This window comes from Kordiimonas lipolytica, assembly GCF_042651265.1.
Classification (GTDB): domain Bacteria; phylum Pseudomonadota; class Alphaproteobacteria; order Sphingomonadales; family Kordiimonadaceae; genus Kordiimonas; species Kordiimonas lipolytica.
In genome coordinates this window covers 187188-211270 of the sequence record NZ_JBHSCR010000007.1, presented here as the reverse complement: position 1 = coordinate 211270, position 24083 = coordinate 187188, and the positions used below count along the sequence as shown (strand labels likewise).

The 24083-nt window shown below is 55.6% G+C and carries 22 protein-coding genes; 18 read left to right on the top strand and 4 right to left on the bottom strand.

Annotated elements, in window-relative coordinates:
• Positions 1 to 57 precede the first annotated feature (57 nt).
• Both ACFO5Q_RS11000 and ACFO5Q_RS10995 read left to right on the top strand, forming a co-directional pair.
• A complete protein-coding gene (locus ACFO5Q_RS11000; protein ID WP_197420969.1) occupies positions 58 to 591 on the top strand; it encodes a DsrE family protein in 534 nt (177 codons plus the stop codon).
• Between the two features lie 66 nt (positions 592 to 657).
• Positions 658 to 2883: a S9 family peptidase gene (locus tag ACFO5Q_RS10995; RefSeq protein ID WP_231727153.1), complete on the top strand. Its 2226-nt coding sequence runs from the start codon at positions 658 to 660 to the stop codon at positions 2881 to 2883.
• A gap of 329 nt (positions 2884 to 3212) precedes the next feature.
• Here ACFO5Q_RS10995 and ACFO5Q_RS10990 read toward each other — a convergent pair whose 3' ends face one another.
• Positions 3213 to 4100: an alpha/beta fold hydrolase gene (locus tag ACFO5Q_RS10990; protein WP_197420970.1), complete on the bottom strand. Its 888-nt coding sequence runs from the start codon at positions 4098 to 4100 to the stop codon at positions 3213 to 3215.
• A gap of 366 nt (positions 4101 to 4466) precedes the next feature.
• Between ACFO5Q_RS10990 and ACFO5Q_RS10985 the strand changes: the two genes are divergently transcribed.
• From ACFO5Q_RS10985 to ACFO5Q_RS10965, 5 genes are all read left to right on the top strand, one after another.
• Positions 4467 to 6050: a peptide chain release factor 3 gene (locus ACFO5Q_RS10985; protein WP_068145551.1), complete on the top strand. Its 1584-nt coding sequence runs from the start codon at positions 4467 to 4469 to the stop codon at positions 6048 to 6050.
• Between the two features lie 117 nt (positions 6051 to 6167).
• Positions 6168 to 7586 (top strand): glutamate--cysteine ligase, encoded by a 1419-nt coding sequence (locus ACFO5Q_RS10980; RefSeq protein ID WP_068145555.1) that lies wholly within the window; start codon positions 6168 to 6170, stop codon positions 7584 to 7586.
• Between the two features lie 2 nt (positions 7587 to 7588).
• Positions 7589 to 8599 (top strand): M14 family metallopeptidase, encoded by a 1011-nt coding sequence (locus ACFO5Q_RS10975; protein ID WP_068145558.1) that lies wholly within the window; start codon positions 7589 to 7591, stop codon positions 8597 to 8599.
• A 38-nt stretch (positions 8600 to 8637) separates the two neighbouring features.
• Positions 8638 to 9048 (top strand): VOC family protein, encoded by a 411-nt coding sequence (locus tag ACFO5Q_RS10970; protein ID WP_068145561.1) that lies wholly within the window; start codon positions 8638 to 8640, stop codon positions 9046 to 9048.
• Between the two features lie 45 nt (positions 9049 to 9093).
• On the top strand, positions 9094 to 10161 hold the full coding sequence (locus ACFO5Q_RS10965) for an SMP-30/gluconolactonase/LRE family protein (protein WP_068145563.1): 1068 nt from the start codon (positions 9094 to 9096) through the stop codon (positions 10159 to 10161).
• 10 nt (positions 10162 to 10171) lie between these two features.
• On the opposite strand, the gene fliP is transcribed toward ACFO5Q_RS10965, so the two are convergent.
• The 3 genes from fliP to ACFO5Q_RS10950 all read right to left on the bottom strand — a co-directional run bounded on the left by fliP (position 10172) and on the right by ACFO5Q_RS10950 (position 11653).
• Complete coding sequence (gene fliP, locus ACFO5Q_RS10960; protein ID WP_082719792.1) at positions 10172 to 10885, bottom strand: flagellar type III secretion system pore protein FliP; 714 nt, start codon at positions 10883 to 10885, stop codon at positions 10172 to 10174.
• 67 nt (positions 10886 to 10952) lie between these two features.
• Complete coding sequence (gene fliO, locus ACFO5Q_RS10955) at positions 10953 to 11273, bottom strand: flagellar biosynthetic protein FliO (protein WP_068145565.1); 321 nt, start codon at positions 11271 to 11273, stop codon at positions 10953 to 10955.
• Positions 11270 to 11653 (bottom strand): EscU/YscU/HrcU family type III secretion system export apparatus switch protein, encoded by a 384-nt coding sequence (locus ACFO5Q_RS10950; protein ID WP_082719793.1) that lies wholly within the window; start codon positions 11651 to 11653, stop codon positions 11270 to 11272. Before ACFO5Q_RS10950 ends, fliO begins: the two co-directional genes overlap by 4 nt.
• Before the next feature lie 152 nt (positions 11654 to 11805).
• Here ACFO5Q_RS10950 and flgB point away from each other — a divergent pair, with 152 nt between their 5' ends.
• The 11 genes from flgB (at position 11806) to ACFO5Q_RS10895 (ending at position 24068) form a co-directional block, all read left to right on the top strand.
• Positions 11806 to 12228, top strand: a complete 423-nt coding sequence (flgB, locus tag ACFO5Q_RS10945) for a flagellar basal body rod protein FlgB (protein ID WP_082719766.1) — start codon at positions 11806 to 11808, stop codon at positions 12226 to 12228.
• 43 nt (positions 12229 to 12271) lie between these two features.
• Positions 12272 to 12679: a flagellar basal body rod protein FlgC gene (flgC, locus tag ACFO5Q_RS10940; protein ID WP_068145571.1), complete on the top strand. Its 408-nt coding sequence runs from the start codon at positions 12272 to 12274 to the stop codon at positions 12677 to 12679.
• Positions 12680 to 12689: 10 nt separating this feature from the next.
• Positions 12690 to 13013 carry a flagellar hook-basal body complex protein FliE gene (locus tag ACFO5Q_RS10935; protein ID WP_068145573.1) on the top strand — a complete coding sequence of 108 codons (324 nt, stop codon included), beginning with the start codon at positions 12690 to 12692 and terminating at the stop codon, positions 13011 to 13013.
• A 26-nt stretch (positions 13014 to 13039) separates the two neighbouring features.
• The gene (gene fliQ / locus ACFO5Q_RS10930; RefSeq protein WP_068145576.1) at positions 13040 to 13306 is read left to right on the top strand and encodes a flagellar biosynthesis protein FliQ; all 267 of its coding nucleotides are present in this window, start codon (positions 13040 to 13042) and stop codon (positions 13304 to 13306) included.
• A 3-nt stretch (positions 13307 to 13309) separates the two neighbouring features.
• Positions 13310 to 14068: a flagellar biosynthetic protein FliR gene (gene fliR / locus ACFO5Q_RS10925; RefSeq protein WP_068145580.1), complete on the top strand. Its 759-nt coding sequence runs from the start codon at positions 13310 to 13312 to the stop codon at positions 14066 to 14068.
• A gap of 3 nt (positions 14069 to 14071) precedes the next feature.
• The gene (gene flhB / locus ACFO5Q_RS10920) at positions 14072 to 15151 is read left to right on the top strand and encodes a flagellar biosynthesis protein FlhB (RefSeq protein ID WP_068145581.1); all 1080 of its coding nucleotides are present in this window, start codon (positions 14072 to 14074) and stop codon (positions 15149 to 15151) included.
• An 80-nt stretch (positions 15152 to 15231) separates the two neighbouring features.
• Positions 15232 to 17622, top strand: coding sequence for a response regulator (locus ACFO5Q_RS10915; RefSeq protein WP_068145584.1), 2391 nt, complete (start codon positions 15232 to 15234; stop codon positions 17620 to 17622).
• A gap of 208 nt (positions 17623 to 17830) precedes the next feature.
• Positions 17831 to 18913, top strand: coding sequence for a recombinase RecA (gene recA, locus ACFO5Q_RS10910; protein ID WP_068145588.1), 1083 nt, complete (start codon positions 17831 to 17833; stop codon positions 18911 to 18913).
• 183 nt (positions 18914 to 19096) lie between these two features.
• Entirely contained in the window at positions 19097 to 19945 is an 849-nt protein-coding gene (locus ACFO5Q_RS10905) for a TIGR02285 family protein (RefSeq protein WP_068145591.1), read from the top strand.
• Between the two features lie 212 nt (positions 19946 to 20157).
• Positions 20158 to 22803 (top strand): alanine--tRNA ligase, encoded by a 2646-nt coding sequence (alaS, locus tag ACFO5Q_RS10900; protein ID WP_068146116.1) that lies wholly within the window; start codon positions 20158 to 20160, stop codon positions 22801 to 22803.
• A 23-nt stretch (positions 22804 to 22826) separates the two neighbouring features.
• The gene (locus tag ACFO5Q_RS10895; protein WP_068145593.1) at positions 22827 to 24068 is read left to right on the top strand and encodes an ion transporter; all 1242 of its coding nucleotides are present in this window, start codon (positions 22827 to 22829) and stop codon (positions 24066 to 24068) included.
• Positions 24069 to 24083: the final 15 nt, after the last annotated feature.

Below are 24083 nucleotides of genomic sequence, written 5' to 3'. Positions count from 1 at the left end.
GCCGCCGCGCTATCTTTGCTAGTCGCGATAGGGGCGGCTTTATTAAGGGAGTTTCTGATGAAAAAAGCCTTTTTGTGCTCTGCTACTGTGATGGCCGGGGTTTTATGGGCTGGGGCGGCAGTCGCAGATGCTGCGCAATTCACCAAAGGTCCGCTGATCACCCAGTATGGCCCGGTGGTTTCTATCCCCGGCGCAGAGACGCTGCCTGCGGACAGCAAATTCATGGTAGCGTTCGACGTTGTGGACAAGGGAGAAGAGGGCAAAGTGAGCCGCCGCCTTGAAAGCGCAGCGCGGTTTTTGAACATGCACGCAGCAGCGGGTGTGGACCCGAAGAATATCAAGCTGGCTGTGGTCATTCACGGGAAAGCCGTTTTCGATGTCACCAATGATGCCAAATATGGCGGCGAAAACGCGAATGCTGGCCTCATCAAAGTGCTGATGGAGCACGGGGTTACCTTCCATGTGTGCGGGCAGTCTGCCGCCTATCAGGGCATAACATCAGAAGACCTGCTGCCGGGCGTTAAGATGGCCTTATCGGCGATGACAGCGCATGCGCAGCTGCAGCAACAGGGCTATACGCTCAATCCTTAATAGAACAAAATTCCGGCAGGTGGCTCAACGTGGCTGCTGGACGCTGGGAACTAACGGGGACACATAATGAAAAATATCCTAACCAAAAGCGCCGCAATGTTGGCGTTTGGTGCTTTTGCTACTGGCACTGTATGTGCCGAAGAACTTACTATTGAGCGGCTGGTGGGTAGCCCAAGTATCAGCGGCCCAAGTGTGCAGGGGCTGGAAATGTCGCCGGACGGCCGGCGCATTACTTTCCTGCGGGGGAAGGCTGAAAACCAGGCCCAGTTGGACTTGTGGGAATATGATGTCGAAACCGGCGAAGCATCGCTTCTGGTGGACTCAAGTGTTCTTCTTGGCGGCAAGGAAGAAGAGCTGAGCGAGGAAGAAAAGGCGCGGCGGGAGCGCAACCGCTCGCTAACCGGTAAAAGCGGTATTGTCAGTTACGACTGGAGCGCGGACGGTAAGGCGCTTTTGTTCCCGCTCGGGGGCGACGTTTTCGTTTTGCCCCTTGGCGGTGAGGTGAAGCAGCTGACAGCCACACCGGAATATGAAACTGACATCAAATTCAGCCCGGAAGGCAGCTATGTTTCCTTCATACGCGACCGTGAGCTTTATGTGGTGAATGTGGCGACCGGGGATGAAATCAAGCTGACATCAGGTGCGACAGCCACTGTTGCCAATGGCATGTCGGAGTTCGTCGCGCAGGAGGAGCTGGGCCGCTTTACCGGCTATTGGTGGTCGCCAAACGAGGCCTATGTTGCGTTCGAACAGTTCGATGAAAGTGCTGTTCCGGTCAAGGACCGCTATGAAGTACAGCCTGACGGCAGCGTGATCACCACACTGCAGCGCTACCCGGAGGCCGGCAGCACCAATGTGGATGTGCGCCTTGGTGTTGCATCGGTGGCAGATCAATCTGTGCGCTGGATTGACCTGGGTGAAGACAAGGACATCTATCTGGCGCGTGTTGATTGGGAGCCAGACAGCAGCTCTGTTGTTGTTCAGCGCCTGAACCGTGCACAGACCCAACTGGATATGCTCTGGGCTGAGGCAGATGGTTCGGATGTAGATGTTTTCCTGTCTGAGAAATCTGACGTCTGGATCAATATGCATGACAGCCTTGAATTTACGGCTGATGGGTCCTTGATGATTTGGGCTAGTGAGCGTAGCGGTTTCAAGCACCTTTATGCCTACGATCTGGAGGATCGCGGCGTAACAGCGCTGACTTCAGGCGAGTGGGCTATTAACGAGATTGAGCATGTTGATGATAAAACGGGTACCGTCTATTTCACCGGCTATAAAGACAGCCCGCTTGAGCAACATCTCTATAGCGTGCCGTTGAATGGCGGCGAGATCAAACGCATCAGCCAAGAGCCAGGGTGGCACCAGGTGACGGTTGGCCAGGATGTATTCGTCGATAAATTCTCAAGCCCCGATCAGCCGCCGCAGGTCATGGTTCGCAACCTGAAGGATGGCAGTACACGGTTCGCAATCCTGGAGAACAAGCTGGATGCCAGCCACCCCTTTGAGCCGTATCTGGCCAGTCGCGTAAAAACATCATTTGGCACCATCAAGGCTGATGATGGCACAGACCTTTACTACCGCATGTATCAGCCCGCCAACATGGAGCAGGGGCGCAAATATCCGGCCGTACTGGCGCCATATGGTGGGCCACATGGACAAAGGGTGCGTCACGACTGGCGGCTGGACTTCAACCATATGCTTGCACGGAACGGATTCGTCGTTCTGGTGCTGGATAACCGGGGCATGGCCAATCGTGGCCTGAAGTTTGAAAGCCACATCAAGAATGCCATGGGGTCGGTGGAGGTGGCCGACCAGGTGGCAGGGGCTAATTTCCTGAAAGGGTTCGAACATATCGATGGCGACAATATCGGCTTCTGGGGCTGGTCTTATGGCGGCTATATGACGCTTATGGCGCTGTTCCAGGCACCGGAGACGTTCAAGGCAGGAGTGTCCGTGGCGCCGGTGACCGACTGGCGCCTGTATGACACTGCCTATACAGAGCGCTACCTGGGCCATCCTGATGCGCCAGGCGATGTTTATGAAAACTCAAGTGTTTTCAAATATATCGACGGCTTCAAGGGCAAGCTTTTGCTGATCCATGGCATGGCGGATGACAATGTGTTCTTCGATAATTCGGTAAAGCTGATGGCGGCGCTTCAGAATAAGGGCAAGCCGTTTGAGCTGATGACTTATCCAGGTAAGAAGCACGGCATTCGGGGCGAAGCCACGCAGGCGCACCTCTATAATCAGGCGCTTGAATTTTTCAGGCGAACGCTTCAGGGCAATTGATCAATGGAAAGGCCGGGTTTCCCGGCCTTTTTTGTTCTTGAACATTAGTGAACGGGCGCCGCACAACAAAAGTGGACTGATAAGTCTTGTAATTCTATTTTTCTGGACTATATAGTCCATTAAAGGCCTGAAGCTGATGCCGGAACCGTGAGACAGCGCCGGAAAAGCTATGGCCCACAAGAACGCCTGCCGGTTGTTGGAGACTGGACTTCTTCCTTCCCCCTCCCCATCCGTGATCCACTCGGCGGCGTAAAAATTAAAAGGCCGGAACAGCAGATGCTGCGTCCGGCCTTCTTTTGTTCGTGGAGGCTGGCAGTTTCTTGGGCGCCTTAAGCAGCCTTATCCATTTCAAGCCCTTCTTCGCGGTGCTCTTCGCCACAATCAAGTGCTTCATGGATGATCTGGATCATGCGCTTGAACTTCTCTACATGGATCATGTGGTCGGCATCCGGAACGGCGATAAAACGCCCGTTCTTGAATGAATTTGCGACAGCCATGTTGGCTTCAACCGGCACGAAATGATCATGCACACCGGTGAAGATAGTGGCTTCGACGTCTGGCATGAGGCTCAGGTCGGTTCTGCCGTCACGAAGAATACGCAGCGTATTGTGCTTGAACTGCTCCTTGATGCCTGTTGTAGCATTGAGAAGAGCGTATTTGAGTTTGTCGGCCGTAAGGCGGGCAATCCGGTTGGTCTGGCGCAGATCCGGGTTGGTCATCAGGTTGGTGAACCCTTCAGCGAAATCTTCAATGCGGTCCCATTCAAGTTGGAACAGCAACAGATTGAAATCATATTCAAGCTCACGCGGTAGTTCGGCCATGGCGGACGCCAGGATCAGTTTATCGATGCCCAGATATTTCTGGGCGTAGCGCATGGCGATGATGCTGCCATAACTGCACCCCATCAGGTTGATGCGGTCTACACCAATGGATTTGAGGGCGCTGTGGATTGCACGGCAGATGAATTCGAAGCCGTATGTGTGGGGCAGGATGCCGGTATCGCCATTGCCAGGTGTATCGACAGTAATCACCCATGATTTTTGGGCAATTGCATTGCTCAGTTTTTCAACCTGAGTGATATTTTGAAAGGCACCGCCGATGAAAACAAGGGGGACTTCAGTAAGTCCTTTGGAATATTCTTTCAAATGAATGGGGAACCCTTCAAATGAAAGGCGGTGATATTGATGGTCAAAAGACAAACTATGTAATTTAGACACTTTCTGTTCCTCTAATAGAGTTTGAACGAATTTTGTGCCTGATGAATATTTATTTACTTTTTGTTTGCCTGATACATGGATAAGTGCCTGCTTAACCATGTGGGCGCGACATACAGGGAATGATCTAAGGTTGCAAGGCCTGTTACGCGTGCATGTCAGCCACTTTGCAAAATTGTTGCATTTTTGCAGCATTTTTGGCGATGTCGGTGGGATTTACTCTTTCATTCCCTGTAGAAGTCGCTAGTGTGCCGTCGAATTTGAGCGGGACGCGTGCTTCTATGTGCGCCAGTTAGTTAAAATTTTATAAATTAGCGGCGACTCGCATGGAAGTGTGGCATTTCGCCGCAAGAAGGTTGGATAGACTTCATGTCCCTGGCAGAGCAAATTGACAAGCGGCGGACGTTTGCGATCATCTCGCACCCTGACGCCGGTAAGACCACTTTGACCGAAAAACTGCTGTTGTTCGGCGGAGCCATTCAGGCTGCGGGTGAAGTGAAGGCGAGGGGCGAACGCCGCCGGGCACGGTCTGACTGGATGAAGGTGGAGCAGGAGCGCGGCATATCCGTTGCGTCGTCTGTCATGACCTTTGACTATCTGGACCGTACGTTCAACCTTCTGGATACACCAGGCCACGAAGACTTTTCGGAAGATACATATCGGACGCTTTCTGCCGTTGACAGCGCCGTGATGGTTCTGGATGCCGCCAAGGGTATCGAGACGCAGACGCGGAAGCTTTTTGAGGTCTGCCGCTTGCGTGACATGCCCATTGCCACCTTTATCAACAAGATGGACCGGGAGACGAAAGACCCGTTCGAGCTTCTGGATGAAGTGGAGCAGACGCTGGCGCTTGATGTGGCGCCAGCCAGTTGGCCGATCGGTATGGGGCGGGATTTCAAGGGCTGCTATGACCTTATCCACGACCAGCTGATCCTGTTTGATCGCGGCAAAGGTGACAGCCTTTCGGAAGGGATCAAGTGTCAGGGCCTTGATGACCCAAAGCTTGACGAGCTTTTGCCGGATTATGCAGTTGAAAAGCTGCGCACAGACGTGGAAATGGTTCGCGAGCTGTGCCCGCAGTTCAACCTCAAGGACTATCTTGAAGGCACACTGACGCCAGTGTTTTTCGGGTCAGCAATCAATAACTTCGGTGTGCAGGAACTGTTGTCGGGTCTTGCTGATTTCGCGCCGCGACCGCGCCCAGGTAAAGCGCTAGAACGCCAGGTCGCCCCGGATGAAAACAAGGTGACGGCCTTTGTCTTCAAGATTCAGGCGAACATGGACCCCAAGCACCGCGACCGTATTGCCTTCGTGCGTATTGTGTCAGGTCGGTTTAAAAAGGGCATCAAGATGAAGCATGTCCGCTCGGGGAAGACGCTGGCGATCCATAACGCGCAGCTTTTCCTGGCCCAGGATCGGGCGGTTGCTGAGGAAGCCTATCCGGGCGATATCATCGGCCTGCCGAACCACGGCAACCTGCGGATCGGCGACACGCTGACAGAAGGCGAAACCATCCGTTTCACTGGTGTGCCTTCCTTCGCGCCGGAGATTTTGCAGAAGGTGCGACCGGAAGACCCGATGAAAGCCAAGCACCTTGGCCGCGCGCTAGAACAGCTGGCGGAGGAGGGCGCTGCCCGCGTCTTCAAGCCTGCTCTTGGCAGTGACTGGGTTGTCGGTGTTGTGGGGCCGCTGCAATTTGACGTACTCGCGGACCGCATTCGAACAGAATATGAAGTGCCTTGCCGCTTTGAAGCCACCAGCCTGATGACGGCGGAATGGGTTGAGGGCGACCCGCGGGAGGTCAAGAAGTTTTCCGACCAGAACCGGGCCTCGATGGCAATAGACCATGCAGGAGCGCCCGTGTACCTGGCGCGCAATAACTGGCACCTGGATAAGGCGAAGGACGATTTCCCAAGCCTCAAGTTCCTGAAAACAAAAGAAGAAGTTTACTAAGCCTGCACGCTGACAGGTGATTAAAATTGCAGGGCCCGCTTTGACATCGGTCAAGGTGGGCCTTTTGTTTGATCTGCATTATACTGCCACATGGACATATGCTGTCAGGGAGGCTGTATGGGGCAGGAACTGGAACACAGTGAGTTTCGAGATGAAGATTATGAGGCGTTTGGCAAAAGGCTGAAAATCGAGACCGATCTGGTGGAAAGCTGGGAGCGGGAAGATGCCCTGTCTGACGGTCCGACCACCGCGGGATTTGAACTGGAGGCCTGGCTGGTTGGCAGCGACATGCGCCCTGTGCCTCAAAATGAGGCCTTTATCAAAGCCGTGGGCAGCCCGCTTGTGGTTCCCGAACTGTCTTGTTTCAATGTGGAATTCAACTGCGACCCGGCAGAGCTCGAAGGAGCGGCCCTGTCCAACCTTCATGCCGACTTGGCCAGGCTTTGGGCACAGGCCAGCGACACTGCAAACGGGATGGATCTCAAGCTTGCGATGATCGGTATCCTGCCAACCGTGCAGGACAGCGACCTATGCACAGAGAATATGTCTGCATCCGAACGCTATAAGGCATTGAATGAACAGGTCTTTCGTATGCGAAAGGGCAAGCCCATCAAGCTTGATGTGGAAGGGCGGGAACATCTGGTGAGCGAGCATATGGATGTGATGCTTGAGGCTGCAACAACATCCTTCCAGATTCACCTTAAGGTGCCGAAGGGCAGGGGCGTGGATTATTATAACGCCTCAAAGCTTGCCTCAGCGCCACTGGTCGCCGTGTCGGCCAACAGCCCCTATCTTTTTGGCAGGGATTTGTGGTCGGAAAGCCGTATCCCGCTGTTTGAGCAGGCGGTCTCCGTGGGGGACTGGGACTATGCCGAACGTGTGACCTTCGGTGTTCGCTTTATCGAGGAAAGCCTGTCGGAAGTCTTTGTTGCCAACCGGCAGCGCTATCCGATCCTGCTGCCGCATGTCACCGGACGGGAGCCGGAAAAACTGGATCACTTCCGGCTTCAGAACGGAACCATCTGGCGCTGGAACAGGCCACTTGTTGGTTGGGACGCGGACGGCACCCCGCATCTGCGGCTTGAGCAAAGGGTTGTCCCCGCGGGACCCACAATTTCGGATTCCATCGCGAATTCCGCGTTCTATTATGGGCTGGTGACCTATCTGGCGAACGCTGAAACCCGTCCGCACAAGCGGGCCCAGTTCTTCACAACGCGGGATAATTTCTATACCGCCGCCAAAGATGGTCTAGGGTCCATCATTCGTTGGGATCATGAGGACGGCAAGCCGATGCGGCAGCTAATTCAGGAAGTGTTCCTGCCAATGGCGGAAGAGGGCCTGAAAGCAATGAATATAGATGAGGCGGATATCAAACGGTACCTGGGTATCATCCGCAGTCGTACGGAAACAGCCCAGAATGGTGCAGCCTGGCAAAGGGCTTATGTGAAAGCGCATGGTGCCAGCATGGCCGAGATGCTGGAAGCCTTTATGGCGCGGCAGCAAACGGATACACCAGTGCATGAGTGGCCGCTTTAGGTATGCTTCAGACATATGACCAAATTCCCGATGAGTTGCTGACCTGTAGCGTCAGTGACCTTGCAGCTATTCTGGGTGGGCCTGCGCTGTTTTATCTTGAAGGGCAGCGAAAGCCCCCGCTTTTTGTCACGGTACTGCAGCACGGCAATGAGCCCACGGGGTTTGAAGCCGTGCAGGCTATCTTGAAAAAGTACGGCGGCGGGCTGCTACCGCGCGCCATGTGGCTTTTCATCGGCAATGTTGCTGCAGCTAAAACCGGGGAGCGGGTCCTGCCGGGCCAGTTGGACTATAACCGTGCCTGGCCGGGTACTGACATGCCGAAGTGTGCTGAAACATCCTTGATGGAAGATGTGGTTTCCCGCGTCACGGCAGAACCGCTTTTTGCCAGCATTGACCTGCATAACAACACAGGCTGCAATCCCCATTATGGCTGTGTGAATGTGCTGGATACAGCGTACTTGCAGCTGGCGTCGCTGTTTTCGCGCACTGTCGTGTATTTCACCCGGCCGCTTGGCGTGCAATCGGCCGCGATGGCCCAGCATGTGCCTTCTGTCACGCTGGAGTGTGGCCAGGCCGGACAGTACGCGGCACTCACCCACGCGATTGAGTATCTGGATGCCTGCCTTCACCTACATCATATCCCGGACCATCCGGTGGCGCCGCATGACATTCATCTGTTGAAAACCATGGCGACTGTGAAGGTTAAGGCTGGGCTCAGTTTTGATTTTTCTGCCAGCGGGAGTGATATTTGCTTTCGGACAGATCTCGACCACTTCAATTTCGGCCTTCTGAAAAGCGGCGAGGCGGTCGCGCAGCTCCGCGAAGGGCTTGAAATGCCAGTTTTCGCGGTCGATGAAAGTGGCGCAGATATCACAAGTGATCTGTTTGTTGTTTCAAGCGGCCTCTTGAAGGCACGCAATACGATGATTCCTTCAATGGCGACCACAAATGTTGATGTGGTTCGGCAAGATTGCCTGTTCTATGTTATGGAAGAAATCGCAATGGACGCATAGTCCTGAGCGATTGGCCTGAACGGAACAGGGGAGCGAATATGTCTGATACCGAAGGTGTTATAACCGGGGTGGGCGGAATTTTCTTCAAATGCCGTGACCGAGAGAATCTTGTTTCCTGGTATCAGGACAAGCTGGGCTTTCCGTTTGACGGAGCCGGAGCGTCTTTTGTGTTCCGCGAAGATGATGACCCGGAAAAGCTGGGCTATTTCGTATGGGGGCCCTTCAAGCGGGAGAGCGAGTATTTTCGCCCCTCAGGCAAGGAATTCATGATCAACCTTCGGGTTCGGGGGATTGAGAAACTTTTGGAACGCCTCAAGAAAATGGGCGTCGAGCAAATCGGTGAAATTGAAGAATTTGAATACGGCAAGTTCGCCTGGATCATGGACCCGGAGGGCACCAAGATCGAGCTGTGGGAGCAGTTGGGCGATCCACCGATGATGGATGAATAATATTGGGAAGCGCCGCCTGGGGGTGGGCTTATACAGGGGGATTCTGTGAGGAAATTTATTATTCGTGGCGCGGCTGTTGTCGTGGCCCTTTTGCTATTGTTCATTCTGTGGCCAGCCAAGATTGATCCCATAGCTTATACGCCGCCTGAAGGCCCTGGTTTTGAAGGCGTTTATGCCACAAATGACGAGCTACTTGGCGCGGAGACCATTCTGCTTCAGATCAGTCGCGGGCCCGAAGACGTTGCCGTCGACGGTGAAGGGCGTATCTACGGTGGGCTGCATGATGGCCAGATTATCCGCATCCTGCACGACGGCACGCAGGAGGTGTTTGCCACGATCGAAGGCGGCAGGCCGCTTGGGCTGCATTTCGATGCTGCGGGCAATTTGATTGTTGCAGACGCCTGGAAAGGCCTTCTGTCTTTCGACAAGGACGGCAAGATGACTGTCCTCAGCACGGAAGAGGGCGGCGTGCCTTTTGCCTTTGCCGATGACCTGGATATCGCGAGCGACGGCAAGATCTATTTTTCTGATGCCAGCGACACCTATAGCCAGCCCGATTACCGACTGGACCTTCTGGAAGCGCGCGGTAACGGGCGGCTTCTGGTGTTTGATCCCGCAACAGGAGAGACCACCAAGCTGCTTGGTGACCTCTATTTCGCTAACGGGATAGCCCTCTCGCAGAATGAGGATTTCGTTCTGGTCAATGAGACCGGGCGATACCGGGTGACCCGCTATTGGCTCAAGGGTGACAAAGCCGGCACTTCGGATATCTTCATCGACAACCTGCCAGGCTTTCCAGATGGCATTTCCGCGAGCCGCAAGGGTACCTTCTGGCTCGCGATCCCGTCGCCGCGCAACCCGATGATGGATAATCTGCACCCCAAGCCGTGGGCCAAGGCCCTGGTATCAAAGCTGCCAACCTTCATGCAGCCTTCGGCCATTCATATGGGGATGGTGATTGCGCTTGATGAACAGGGCAATGTAATCCGCACGCTGCAGGACCCTATGGGGAGCAATGTTTACATGATTACGTCTGCCGAACAGGTGGGCGACATGCTGTATCTGGGCAGCTTGGAAGCGCCCCAGGTTGTGCGCATCAGGGTGGGGGATTAATCCCCCACATCTATGTCCCGACCCCGGGCGGCGGGGCAGTACCGAAACTTTGCACCAGTGATCCGGCCACAAGATTCCAGCCGTCCACAAGCACGAAGAAGATCAGCTTGAAAGGCATGGCGATCATCACCGGTGGCAGCATCATCATGCCCATGGACATAAGGATCGAGGCTACGACCATGTCGATCACGACAAAGGGCACATAAAGCAGGAAACCAATCTCAAACGCGCGGCGAAGCTCCGAAATCATGAAGGCCGGTACAAGAATGGTCAGTGAGACTTCCTCTGGTGTGTCAACCGGCTCGGATGGTGACAGGTTCATGAAAAGTTCCAAATCTTTTTCCCGCACCTGGGACAGCATGAAATTCCTGAGAGGAACGGAGGCGCGGTTGAAGGCTTCCTGTTCATCGATTTCTTCGTTCACCAGCGGTTGGATTCCCTGGTTCCAGGCGGCTGTCAGGGTAGGGGCCATGACATAGCCTGTCAGGAATAGGGCCAGCGAAATCAAGACAATATTGGGGGGTGTTTGCTGCGTACCCATAGCACTTCTTAGAAGCGAGAAGACAATGATCATGCGGGTGAAGCTGGTCATCATGATCAGGATGCTTGGCGCCAGGCTCAGCACTGACAGCAAGAGAATCATCTGTACCACGCGACCGCTCAGTGAGCCGGATTCGCCTAAATCAAGGCTCAGAGACTGTGCTGCTGCAGGTGTTGTCACCATCGCCAGCGCGGCCAGACCCAACGGCAAAAGGAACAGGAAACTGCGGATGATCAGCTTGCGGTGAAACTTAATGGCTTTCACGATTGGTTTCCTCTGCTAGCGCCTGTTTGAAGCCCGACGGTGTGTTAGTGCCTTCCGGCCCGTCAAGCAAAGTGATGCCATGCTGGCCGGTTCCGAGAAAATAGTCGCGTCCGCGCCAGTTCACAACCACCAAACGGTTGCGAGCATCCAGCATCTGGCTGTCGACGACGGTAATCTCCCGTTTCTTGCCTGTCATGCGCGGCTGTCCCGGGATCAGGCCGAAGCGTTTGACGGCCCATGCGGCCAGCCCTAGCAGGCCCAGCATGATAATGAGGATGGAAAAGGCGCTTATGGCTTCACTTGTCATTGATCGGTTATTTCCCCGTCGTCCTCTGCCGGCATTGGTTGCAGCAGCTCGGTGGTCTCTATTGTATCTGAAGCTGGCTCACGCGCGGCTTCCATTGCCTTGTTTTCTGCATATACCCGCTCCAGTATCAGTGAGACGGCATGCAGGGCCTCCAGTGGAATTGGGCTTTCAACCTCAAAGGCATCCAGAAGCTCCGTGAGGTCCTTGTCCTGCCGGACCTTCACACCCTCTGCAAAGGCGATGTCCAGAATTTTTTCCGCGTTAAAGCCATGTCCTTTCGCGGTAATTCGGGGAGCAGCGTTCTCGCTATCCCTCTTTACAGCAATGGCTTTTGTGTCAGGCACCGGCTTGGGTGCATCTGTCGGGTTCTGGTTTGACATGTCGATATTGAGCGATAAATCGGCCGGAAATGCAAGCGCTTGGCTAAGGGGTACAAGAAAAATATCGCGTGTTTGCAACTTGTTAACCGGTTCCGGTGCATGCTATGGTATGTTGAAATAAGTAATGCGCGCAAAAAGAGACTGTTGGAAACATGGATTTAACCAATATTCCCCTGATGGCCGCTCTTAGAAGCCGGATGAAATGGCTGAATAACAACCAGGTTGTTATCAGTGAAAATATTGGCCACGCCGATACGCCTGGCTATAAGGCTAAAGAGCTGACCGAGCAGAATTTTTCCGGTCTCGTTGACGGGTTGGTTTCCGGTCGGACGCACAGCACACAGATGCGTACGAAGGATGCCCGCCACCTTGATACAAGTGGTGCTTCTGCCTCTAGCGCGCGCAAGCAGGATATCAAGGACGCGGAGGAAACCCCAACGGGTAACTCAGTCGTTCTCGAAGAAGAAATGCTCAAATTGGCTGACAACCAGATGAAGTACGGCATGGTGGTCAACCTCTACAAAAAGAATATCGGGCTGTTGAATATCGCCCTAGGCAAAGGTGGCGGACGCTAGAACAGCGTCGTGACCGGCTTGAACCAGTGTAAAGGAACAAGCGATGGATCTCGAAAAGGCTATGATGGCTTCGGCAGCCGGGCTGCGCGCGCAGTCAGTGCGTATGCGTGTCATCTCCGAAAACATCGCCAACCAGAATTCGGTCGCATCGGAACCGGGTGCAGACCCATACCGGCGTAAGATCATCACCTTTCAAACCGAACTGGACCGCGCTTCGGGCGTGGAACTGGTAAAACCGGGCAAGGTGGAGTTCGACCAGAAGGAATTCGGCAAGAAATACGATCCGGGCAACCCGGCGGCTGACGACGCAGGCTATATCAAGACGGCCAATGTGAACGGCATGATCGAAATGATGGACATGCGCCAGGCCCAGCGGACCTATCAATCGAACATCAATGCGCTTGAGGCCAGCCGTCGGATGGCCACCATGACGCTTGATCTGCTGCGTTAGGAGATAGGCAATGAATGTGAAACAGCTTGATGCCGTCAACGCCTATTCGCAGGCCACCAAGAAGATGCAGGAGACCGGCCTCGGTTCTCGTGACGGTCTGGATGGCGCCAAGTCTAACAGCGCTTTTTCAGCTCTTGTAAATGATGCCGTTGGTGATGTTCAGCAGGCGACATCACACATGGAAATCACGTCTGCCAAGGCTTTGGTAAATGAAGCTGATATGGTGGATGTGGTGACTGCGGTTTCCAATGCCGAGATGGTGGTAAACACGGTCGTGACAGTGCGCGACAAGGTGATCGCCGCCTATAACGACATCCTGAAGATGCCAATCTAACCAAGCCGGGCGGGGGCAACCAGAATATGGAAAGTGGTGACGTCATTGAGGTCGCGCGGGATGCGCTATTGACCCTTCTGCTTATTGCAGGCCCCATACTGGCTGTCGGTCTTGGTGTAGGCCTGATAATCGCTTTCTTCCAGGCGCTGACCCAGTTGCAGGAAATGACCCTGACCTTTGTTCCGAAAATCATCGCTGTTTTCGCGGCCTTGCTGATCGCGATGCCCTTCATGGGGCAAAGTATGTCTGCCCTGATGCTGCGGATTTCGGAACGCATCATCTCCGGCGGATAACCCATGCTGGGAGAAGTCCTTCCAGCGGAAGCATTCGGGTTCTTGCTTGTCGCCACGCGCCTTATTGCCCTTGTTTTGACGATGCCTGTGCTTGGCGACCAGTCGGTGCCAGGGCGCATACGGGCAACAATGGGCTTTGTGATTTCTCTTGTCGTCTATCTTTCGGTTCGGGCTGAGCTACCGCCTATGCCCGATAATGCCATCATTCTGGGTGCTCTGCTTATCCGTGAAGCCATGATCGGGGTGGTTCTGGGGTTGACGACGCGGATCATGTTGGCAGCAACCCATGTAGCAGGTACAGTGATCGCCTTCCTGACAGGACTGGCCGCCGCTCAGTCCTTTGACCCAAGCCAGGGTAGCCAAGGCGTCCTTGTTGGGGCCTTCCTGACACTTGTCGCCATCACACTGATCGTGGTTACAGACCTGCACCATCTTATGATCCTGGGCATGGCGCACAGCTATCTGAAATTTCCGGTAGCCCTTGGCTTGCCCTATACGGATTTCGCGATGGTCATTGTCGAATATACGTCGAGCGCTTTTTTGCTGGGGTTTCATATCGCGGCCCCCTTTGTGGCCTATGGTATCATCTACAATGCAGGCCTGGGGCTGATTTCCCGCATGATCCCGGCCTTCCAAGTGTTTTTCATTGGCATGCCCATTAACCTCTTTATGGGGTTCGCCCTGTTGATGATCCTTATGGGGTCGATGATGGCGCTATTTATTGAGCGGTTTGAAGAGCTCCTTGTGAGCTTTCTGGGATAGAGAATGGCAGAGCAGGACGACAGCCAGAAGACTGAGGAGCCAACCCCCAAGCGCCTGCGTGAGGCGGAGGAAAAAGGTGATGTGGCCCAAAGTCAGGAGGTGAAAACCTTCTTCATGCTGTTCATTGCCGCCATTGTTATTGGGGCCGGCGGCGGCTTCATGGGCACATCTGTCACCAACGTCCTATATGTGCATATGTCGACGCTGCACCTGATGGACACCGATCAGGTGGGCGCTCTTGAAAGCCTGATGCCAGTCGTTTGGCGCATTTTCCTGGTGCTTCTTGTACCGTTTGGGGCGCTTGTGTTCGCGGCGATAGCCAGCAACATGTTGCAGCATAAGACAAGCATCACCTTTGAAAAGATCAAGCCCAGCTTCAAGAAGCTAAGCCCAGCATCAAATGCCAAGAAGTGGGCACCTGATAAATTGGGCGTGGAAGCGTTCAAGATTTCTGCCAAGCTGATCGCTGTGGCGGTTGTTATTTTCATCATCGTCTATCCGGAACGTGGCCGGATGGATACGTTGATGCTGCTGCCGGTTATCGATGTCGTCGCGCTGATCCATACAATGGTGATCAAGCTTCTGATCGGTGTGCTGATTGTGATGGCGATCGTTGCGGCCATTGATTTCTCTTACCAGTCTTACCAGCACATCAAGAAGCTGCGCATGACCAAGCAGGAGGTCAAAGACGAGCACAAGCAAACCGATGGTGACCCCAAGGTCAAGGGCAGGTTGAGGGCGATCCGAATGGAGCGTTCGAGGCAGCGTATGATGGCCGCTGTGCCGGACGCAGATGTCGTGATCACCAACCCGACACACTATGCCGTAGCACTTGAATACAAGCATGGGCAAATGGATGTCCCCCGCGTGGTTGCCAAAGGGGTTGAAGGCGTGGCGCTCAAAATCCGGGAAGTTGCAACCGAACACAATGTGCCGATTGTCGAGAACCCGCCGTTGGCCAGGGCATTGTATGCAACTGTTGAGATCGACGAGGAAGTGCCGCCAGACCATTATAAAGCCGTGGCAGAGGTAATCAGTTATATCTTGAAGCTGAAAAGGGCAGGGTTCAAGCCATCGCGTTAACGGGCTTGCCTTCTCGCCATCAGGGTGACTACTCTCTGAACTATAGGTGGGCAGAACAGGGACCAAAGGGGTAGGCATTTATGGAAAGCCGGTTGCCGAGACCGTTTCAGGAAGCGCTGCATCAAAGCGAGGCCAAGTCCGGTGTTAAACTGCTGACAGTTGCCTTGGCAGGCCTTATTGGCACCATCGGCATTGCTGCATTGGTTGCAGTAAGCTGGGGTATGGCCGTTGCTTCCATTCTGGGCGGTATTTTGTTGATTGCGACTGCGCTTACGCTTCTCCGGGCCCTTGGCGGCCTGCATCAGCCCCTTGAGCAGACTGAGTTTGCAGATCGAGAGTTGGTCCAGACCTTGGTATCTCTTGATCGGCGGGCTGTAGCGCTTAGCGACTTCCGGGGAGAGATTGCAGCGTCCAACGCCGCTTTTGACCGGCTTGCCATGGGGCGTGTGCGAACAATGATGGACCTGTTCCGCTCTGATGGGGTGAAGGAAGCGTTTGAGAAAACACTGGTGCTCGCAGCGCAGACAGGGCAAGGCCGTGGCGTGTTTGCGAGCGACCGCGCGGATAGCGAAAAGCTGAAGCTAACAGGGCGCCGCACCGGCTATCACATATTATGGCGCGTTTCGCGCGTTGGAGACCGGGAACGGCTCGACCACGAACGCAAGATGATCGGCGATTGGGGCGCACCGCTTTTCGAGCGTCTCGGCTGTGGTGTACTCCTGGAAGATGCGTCAGGCAAAATCCACTATATCAATGATACTCTTAGGGAATGGATGGGCCTGGCAGAGGGCGAAATGCCGCTCAAGATACAGCTCAAGGCCGGGGAAACCCAGCTCCTGATTGGCAAGAAACAGCGGATGGACGTAGATGTGGTGGATATGCCGCTGCCATCGCGCGAGGACGATAGAAACCTCGGACGCTACCGGTTCCTGCGTAAGCTGGACCAGATTCGCGGGCGCCTGGTGCCGGAAGACCGGGAATTCCTGATAGACCCCATCTTTGATGCCGCGCCCATCGCTGTGGCGGTTGTTGCCCGGGATGGGGCTATCAAGGAATATAACCAGCCGCTCAAGCGCCATCCGGCAGGAAAGACGATCAGTGTTGGCTCCAGCGTTCTTGACCTGGTCAAGGAAGATGACCGGGCTGACCTGATGGAGCTCATCGGTTTCGCCCATGACGGCAAGCCGGCTTCAACGCCGCTCGACGTGGTCTATGACGGCCAGCCGGAACGGGTTGGTCAGATTTATTCGTCTGCTATCTCGCGCGGTGATGAGACATACGCTATTCTGTATCTCATTGATACAACACAGGAAAAGAGCCTTGAGCGTCAGTTCGTACAGGCTCAGAAAATGCAGGCGGTTGGCCAATTGGCCGGTGGTGTAGCGCACGATTTCAACAATCTGCTGACAGCCATTATCGGTTTCTGCGATCTCTTGCTGGTGCGGCATGACGCGGGCGACCAGTCCTTCTCTGACATCATTCAGATCAAACAGAATGCTAATCGCGCGGCCAATCTTGTACGCCAGCTTCTGGCCTTCTCGCGCCAACAAACGCTGAGGCCCAAGGTCCTGATGATGACCGATGTGCTGGCGGAGCTTTCAAACCTCATTCGTCGTCTGATCGGTGAAAATATTGAACTCAAGGTGGTGCATGGCCGTGATCTGCAGCCGGTGAAGGTGGACCAGGGGCAGCTTGAGCAGGTGATTATCAACCTCGCGGTGAACGCGCGCGATGCCATGCCGGGGGGCGGCAGGCTAGAGATAAAAACAAGCATGATTGGCCCGGATGACCCGCTCATTGAACGCTACGACGTGGTGGTGCCCGACGATTATGTGCTGGTGGAGGTGATTGACAGCGGGTGTGGTATCGCGCCTGAGAACATGTCCAAAATCTTTGAACCTTTCTTCACCACGAAAGAGGTGGGGCAGGGCACGGGCCTTGGGCTCGCAACCGTTTACGGCATCGTCAAGCAAACCGGCGGCTTCGTTTTTGTCGAATCAGAACTCGGGCACGGCACCCGTTTCCTGCTGTTCTTCAAGGCCCACGCCGCAGAAGCAGAAGCCGAAAGCGCGGCGCAAAAGCCGGAGGCCCCAGCCCGCGACCTGACGGGCAAGGGCACGATCCTGATCGTGGAAGACGAAGACCCCGTGCGCATGTTCGCGTCCCGCGCGCTGGCCAACAAGGGATACAAGGTACTGGAAGCCGCATCGGGTGAGGCTGGGCTTGAGATACTCAATACCCACCCGGAAACCATCGATCTTCTGATCTCTGACGTGATCATGCCGACGATGGACGGCCCCACGCTCGTCAAGGAAGCGCGCAAAAACATGCCGAACCTGCCGGTGATCTTTGTCTCCGGTTATGCGGAAGACGTGTTCCGGCAAAACCTGGAGGCGGAAGAGTTCCTTTTCCTGCCGAAACCCTTCTCGCTGAAAGACCTGGCGGAGAAGGTTAAATCCATCCTCGGCTAACGGGCACACTGAGCGCAAATGGGCACACAAATGGCACAGGGGTAGTGCCCTTTTTTTCTTGGTGTTCCTGCATGAACTAGGCGTGAGAACAAAACGCGAATATTTGTTCTTGCGAAGAGAGAACAAAAAGGGTACAAGGTGGCAAGGGCAAGGATGACAAATCATCCATTGCAAGGGATATCAGCCTGTGGAATAAGGGAGCCCGATCATGGCAACAGCAGAACTACAGTTGGTAAAGGGAAACTCCATGGATAAGACAAAAGCGCTTGAAGCAGCGCTTGGCCAAATCGACCGGGCCTTTGGTAAAGGCTCCGTTATGAAGCTGGGGCAGCGGGAATCGGGCATCGAGATCGATACCATCTCCACAGGCTCGCTCAATCTCGACATTGCGCTTGGGATCGGCGGTTTCCCCAAAGGCCGGATCATTGAAATCTATGGGCCGGAAAGTTCCGGTAAAACCACGCTGGCACTGCACGCAGTGGCGGAAGCCCAGAAGGCGGGCGGCATCGCGGCATTTGTGGATGCTGAGCACGCGCTCGACCCGGTTTACGCCCGCAAGCTGGGCGTGGACGTGAACGAACTGCTGGTGAGCCAGCCTGATACGGGCGAGCAGGCGCTTGAGATTGCCGATACGCTGGTGCGTTCCGGTGCTGTAGACATCCTGGTGGTTGACTCTGTTGCGGCACTGACGCCGCGCGCTGAACTTGAAGGCGAGATGGGCGACAGCCATGTGGGCCTGCAGGCCCGGCTCATGAGCCAGGCACTCCGGAAGCTTACGGCCTCCATTTCCAAGTCCAACACGATCGTTATCTTCATCAACCAGATCCGGATGAAGATCGGCGTAATGTACGGCAGCCCGGAAACAACAACGGGCGGTAATGCGCTCAAATTCTATGCCTCCGTCCGTCTGGACATCCGCCGGGTTGGTGCGATCAAGGAAAAAGACGAGATCGTCGGCAACGCTACGCGGGTGAAAGTGGTGAAAAACAAGCTGGCGCCTCCGTTCAAGCAGGTCGAGTTTGACATCATGTACGGCGAAGGCGTTTCCAAGATGGGCGAGATCATCGACCTGGGCGTCAAGGCTGGTGTCGTTGAAAAGTCCGGCAGCTGGTACAGCTATTCCAGCCAGCGCATTGGCCAGGGCCGCGAGAACGCCAAGCGCTTCCTTCTGGAGAATACTGACATCTCCAACGAGATCGAGAATATGATCCGTAAGAATGCGGGCCTCGTCAACGAAGCCATGCTGGTTGATCCAAAAGCCGAAGACGCGGACGACGCAGACGCGAAGTAGGGCATTGGCCATCTGCAGGTCGTCGCCTTAGAAGTTATAAGAATTCCGGGAAAGCGGCCTTGTGGGGCCGCTTTTTTGGTTCCAGCGGCGCAATTGCTGCAAGGGCAGGTTTAAGGAAACATTATCCTTTGACAGCTATTGTCTGCCTTGGATTGTGGTGGGGCATTGTGGTTGTGGGGTCATATGATACGTCGGGCTACCATTTTTCTTGTCTTGATGGCTTCTGCATGGCAGGGGCTGCTTGCCGCTGACAAGCCGACCATCCACTGGCTCAGCCCTGATTTCCCACCTGTTTTCATCGCTAGTGGCGAGTATGAGGGGAAGGGGTACGGCGACCAGATCGTGCGCTATGTGGCCGAAAAGCTGCCCGAATACAATCATGTGACAGTCACAGTTAACCTCAACCGCATCTACGCGCAGATGAAGAAGCTGGACGGCTTCTGCAGCGCTGCCCTTTTTAGAACCCCGGAACGCACCGCTTTTGCGACTTTCAGCGACGATGTCTATCATCTCATGACCAACCGCGTAGTCGTGATGCAGCGCAACGTCGGGCTTTTTGCCCCCTTCCTCAACACCGACGGCGAAATCGACATCGCAAAGCTGGTGGCAGCGGATCATCTGTCGCTTGGTGTGGTGCCGGAACGCTTCTATAGTCAGCTGATCAACGAGACCCTGGGCAAGCTCGGCGCAGCGGATCATATGGTTACCATACCGTTTGACCGCTATGGCGCGCTGCTATTGCATGGCCGCATCGATTATACCTTCGGGTTCCCCGCCGAAGTCAATCACCAGTTCCGCCAGCTTGGCAAACCGGACAGCTTTACGGCTTTCCCGATTGCAGGCGAAGAAAGCGTCCAGTCCGGTGGCTTCAGCTGTAGCGACATGCCCATTGGGCGAGCGCTGATCGGCAAGATCAACGCCATGATCGCCAAGGAAGACCTTAGCGGCGTCTATGACAGCTTCTATGAACAGTGGCTGGATGCGCGGTCGCTCAAGGACTACCGCAAGCGCCGTGCCGCCATGAAGCGCTAAGCCTATCCTTTCTGGCGCTTTTGGGTGCTTCCGGTCGTACCCTTTTCAAGAAATATGGATGAAGCGCGTCTATAGGCGGTGCAGATGCTAGACACACCAGTATTGCCACGCTAAAACGGCCATAAGAACCGGTGTCGTAACAATGGGGCTAACCCCTTTGCGGCACCTGAATTTTGTTTTCGAGGACTGAGGCCAATTTCATGACCGCACCGATCACTGGCGCTAACGATATCCGCAAGGCGTTTCTGGATTATTTCAAAGGGCAGGGGCACGAGGTGGTGCCGTCCGCGCCGCTGGTGCCGCACAACGACCCGACGCTGATGTTTGTCAACGCGGGCATGGTGCCGTTCAAGAATGTCTTCACGGGTGCGGAAACGCGGGACTATAACCGGGCTGTGTCCAGCCAGAAATGTGTGCGTGCCGGCGGCAAACACAATGACCTCGATAACGTGGGCTACACCGCGCGCCACCATACCTTCTTCGAGATGCTGGGGAACTTCTCCTTCGGTGATTATTTCAAGGAAGACGCGATCAGTCACGCCTGGAACCTGATTACACGCGAATATGGCCTGAACAAGGACAAGCTGACGGTCACAGTGTTTCATGAAGATGATGAAGCCTTTGACCTGTGGAAGAAGATCGCGATGCTGCCGGAAGAGCGCATCATCCGCATCGCCACATCAGACAACTTCTGGTCCATGGGCGATACGGGGCCTTGTGGGCCGTGCTCTGAAATCTTCTATGACCACGGCGATCATATCTGGGGCGGCCCTCCAGGCACGCCGGAAGAAGACGGCGACCGTTTCGTGGAAATCTGGAACCTCGTCTTCATGCAGTATGAGCAGTTGGCGTCAGGCGAGCGCATCAACCTGCCGAAGCCGTCGATTGATACCGGCATGGGGCTGGAGCGTATCTCCGCCGTGATGCAGGGCACCCACGACAACTATGAGATCGATACGTTCAAAGCCATCATCGCAGCGTCGGTGAACGCTACGGGGGCTGCAGAGAATGACAAGACGCGCGCATCGCACCGGGTGATCGCAGACCACCTGCGTGCCTGCAGCTTCCTGATCGCGGACGGCGTGCTGCCGTCCAACGAAGGCCGCGGCTATGTGCTTCGCCGCATCATGCGCCGCGCCATGCGCCACGCGCACATGCTGGGCGCGAAGGATCTGGTGATGTACCAGCTGGCGCCAACGCTGATCCACGAAATGGGCCAGGCCTTCCCTGAACTTGGCCGTGCCGAGCGTCTGATCGAGGAAACCCTGAAGCTTGAAGAAGGCCGCTTCCGCCAGATGCTGGACAAGGGCCTCAAGCTCTTGGATGACGAGCTTGCCAAAATCGGCGACGGCACCGAGCTGCCAGGCGATGTGGCGTTCAAGCTTTATGACACATACGGCTTCCCGCTTGACCTGACACAGGATGCCCTGCGCGCTCAGGACCGCACGGTTGACGTGGACGGCTTCAATGCCGCCATGGAAGAACAGCGCGCCAAGGCCCGCGCCGCCTGGTCTGGCTCCGGCGATGCAGCGACTGAGAAAGTTTGGTTCGATATCAATGACGAGTTCGGCGCGACCGAATTTGTCGGCTATTCCACCGAACAGGCGGAAGGCAAGGTTGTTGCCCTTGTGAAAGACGGCGCGCGCACCGAGAGCGCGGGCGAGGGCGACGAGGTGCTGATTGTCACCAACCAGACGCCATTCTACGGCGAAAGCGGCGGCCAGATGGGCGACACAGGCACGCTGAAGACCGACGACGCAGATATCACTGTAACTGACACGCTCAAGATGGTAGGCGCCTTGCATGTGCATAAAGCCACCGTTTCGAAAGGCAGCCTGAAAGTTGGTGATACGGTTGAGATGTTGGTGGACGGTGAGCGCCGGTCGAAGCTTCGGGCCAACCACTCCGCAACCCACGTGCTGCATGAAGTGTTGCGCCGTGAACTGGGCGATCATGTGACCCAAAAGGGGTCCCTTGTGGCGCCAGACCGCCTGCGTTTTGATATTTCGCATCCCAAGGCCATGACCGAAGATGAACTGGCCGCCGTTGAGCGCGAGGTGAACCGGGTGATCCGCGAGAACGCGGCCGTTGAAACCCGGCTCCTCAGCTATGACGACGCGATCGAGGCCGGTGCCATGGCGCTGTTTGGTGAAAAATATGGCGATGAAGTCCGCGTTGTGTCCATGGGCGACGAGGCAAGCGCTTCCAAACCACATTATTCGGTTGAGCTGTGCGGCGGTACGCACGTCAAGCGCCTGGGCGACATTGCACTCTTTACTATCCTTTCAGAGGGCGGCGTGTCCGCTGGTGTGCGCCGGATCGAGGCCCTGACGGGTGAAGCGGCGCTTGAACACCTCCTGGGCCAGCAACGGCTTTTGAAGGAGGCCTCTGCCCAGGTTAAATCCAGCCCGGCTGAGCTTTCAGACCGCATCTCGGCGCTGCAGGCTGAACGGAAAACGCTGGAGCGCGAGCTTTCGGAAGCCAAGAAGAAGGCGGCGCTTGGCGGCGGTTCTTCCGGCCCGGCGGCGAAGGACATCGGCGGCGTGAAATTCCTGGGCCAGGTGCTGGACGGCGTGAGCCCCAAGGACCTGCGAGGCCTGGCGGATGACGCCAAGAAGTCCCTCGGCAGTGGGGCAGTGGCCTTTGTGGCCGTCAATGACGGCAAGGCCGCACTTCTTGTTGGCGTTACCGACGACCTGACAGCCAAGCTGAGCGCTGTTGACCTGGTGCGCGCGGGCGCTGAGGCGCTTGGCGGCAAAGGCGGCGGCGGGCGTCCTGATATGGCGCAGGCCGGTGGCCCGGACGGTGCGAACGCTGCCAAGGCGCTTGAAGCTATTGAGGCGGTTATCGCTGGCTAGAAGCAGCCCAGAAAGGCACAATCATGAACAAGCAGACAGTCCGCCAACGCACATATAGCTTCCTGGAGCTGGGAAGCTTTGCGGGGCGGAAAGCTGCTGTGTTCGAAGGCTTCATGATTGTGCTGATCCTCCTGAACGTGGCGGCGGTCGCGCTTGAGACAGTTGACAGCCTATGGCAGGCCTATGGCCCTATTTTCCAGGCATTTGACGCCCTTTCTATCGGCATATTCACGGTCGAGTATCTGGCGCGTGTGTGGGCCAGCGCGGAACGCGAGGCAGTGCCGGGAGACAGGGGCTGGGAGCGGCGTGTCCGCTATATTTTCTCGCCTCTCGCGCTGATTGACCTGATTGCCATCATCCCATTCTATTTCGGCCACCTGACAGGGCTTGACCTGCGCGTGCTCAGGATATTCCGGCTGCTCAGGCTTCTCAAGCTGGTGCGCTATTCGCCTGCGCTGTCATCGCTCGCGCGCGTGATCTATGCCGAACGGCAGGCGCTTCTGGCCGCCATGGTGATTATGGTGGGGCTTGAGGTGTTTGCCTCCACGCTCATGTATCTGGCGGAACATGAGGCACAGCCTGAAGCATTCGGCAGCATCCCGGCGGCACTCTGGTGGGCGCTTGCCACCTTCACGACCGTAGGGTACGGCGATGCGGTGCCGATCACGGATCTTGGTAAAGTCATTGGCGGTGTCGTGATGATGATGGGCTTTATCTTTTACGCCGTGCCGATTGGCATCATCGCCTCCGGCTTTTCAGATGAAGTGCACAGGCGCGAATTTGTCGTGCCCGTAGGTGTTGTCGATGATTTGCCGGCACTGAAAAAGTTGCCGAAAGACGTGGCCAAGGAGCTGGCTTCGCGCGTGCGGTCAGTGACGCTCGTTCCCGGCACAGTGCTGACGCGCCGCAGTGATGTGGACAACGGCATATATTTCATCCTTTCGGGCGAAATCACGGCCTTCTACCATCACCGGGCAATCTCACTCAGTGCGGGCGATTTCCTGGGCGAATGCTCGCTGATCAGTGACCATGGCCGTCAGCCCGCTTCTGTCGCACGCACCCGGTGCCGTGTCATGTGGCTGGACAGCACAGAATTGCAGATTCTGATGTCCATCTATCCAGCGCTTCTGAGCGAACTTAAGGAATATGCGTCCCAGCGCCTGATCGGCCTGGTGGAATGCGGACTTTTAAGTGGCGAAGAGCGCACGGAAATGATAGCGGATTATGACCATTGGGTTGCTGTCGCCAGATCCCCTCAAATGTGATAGTGTCCTGTCTCT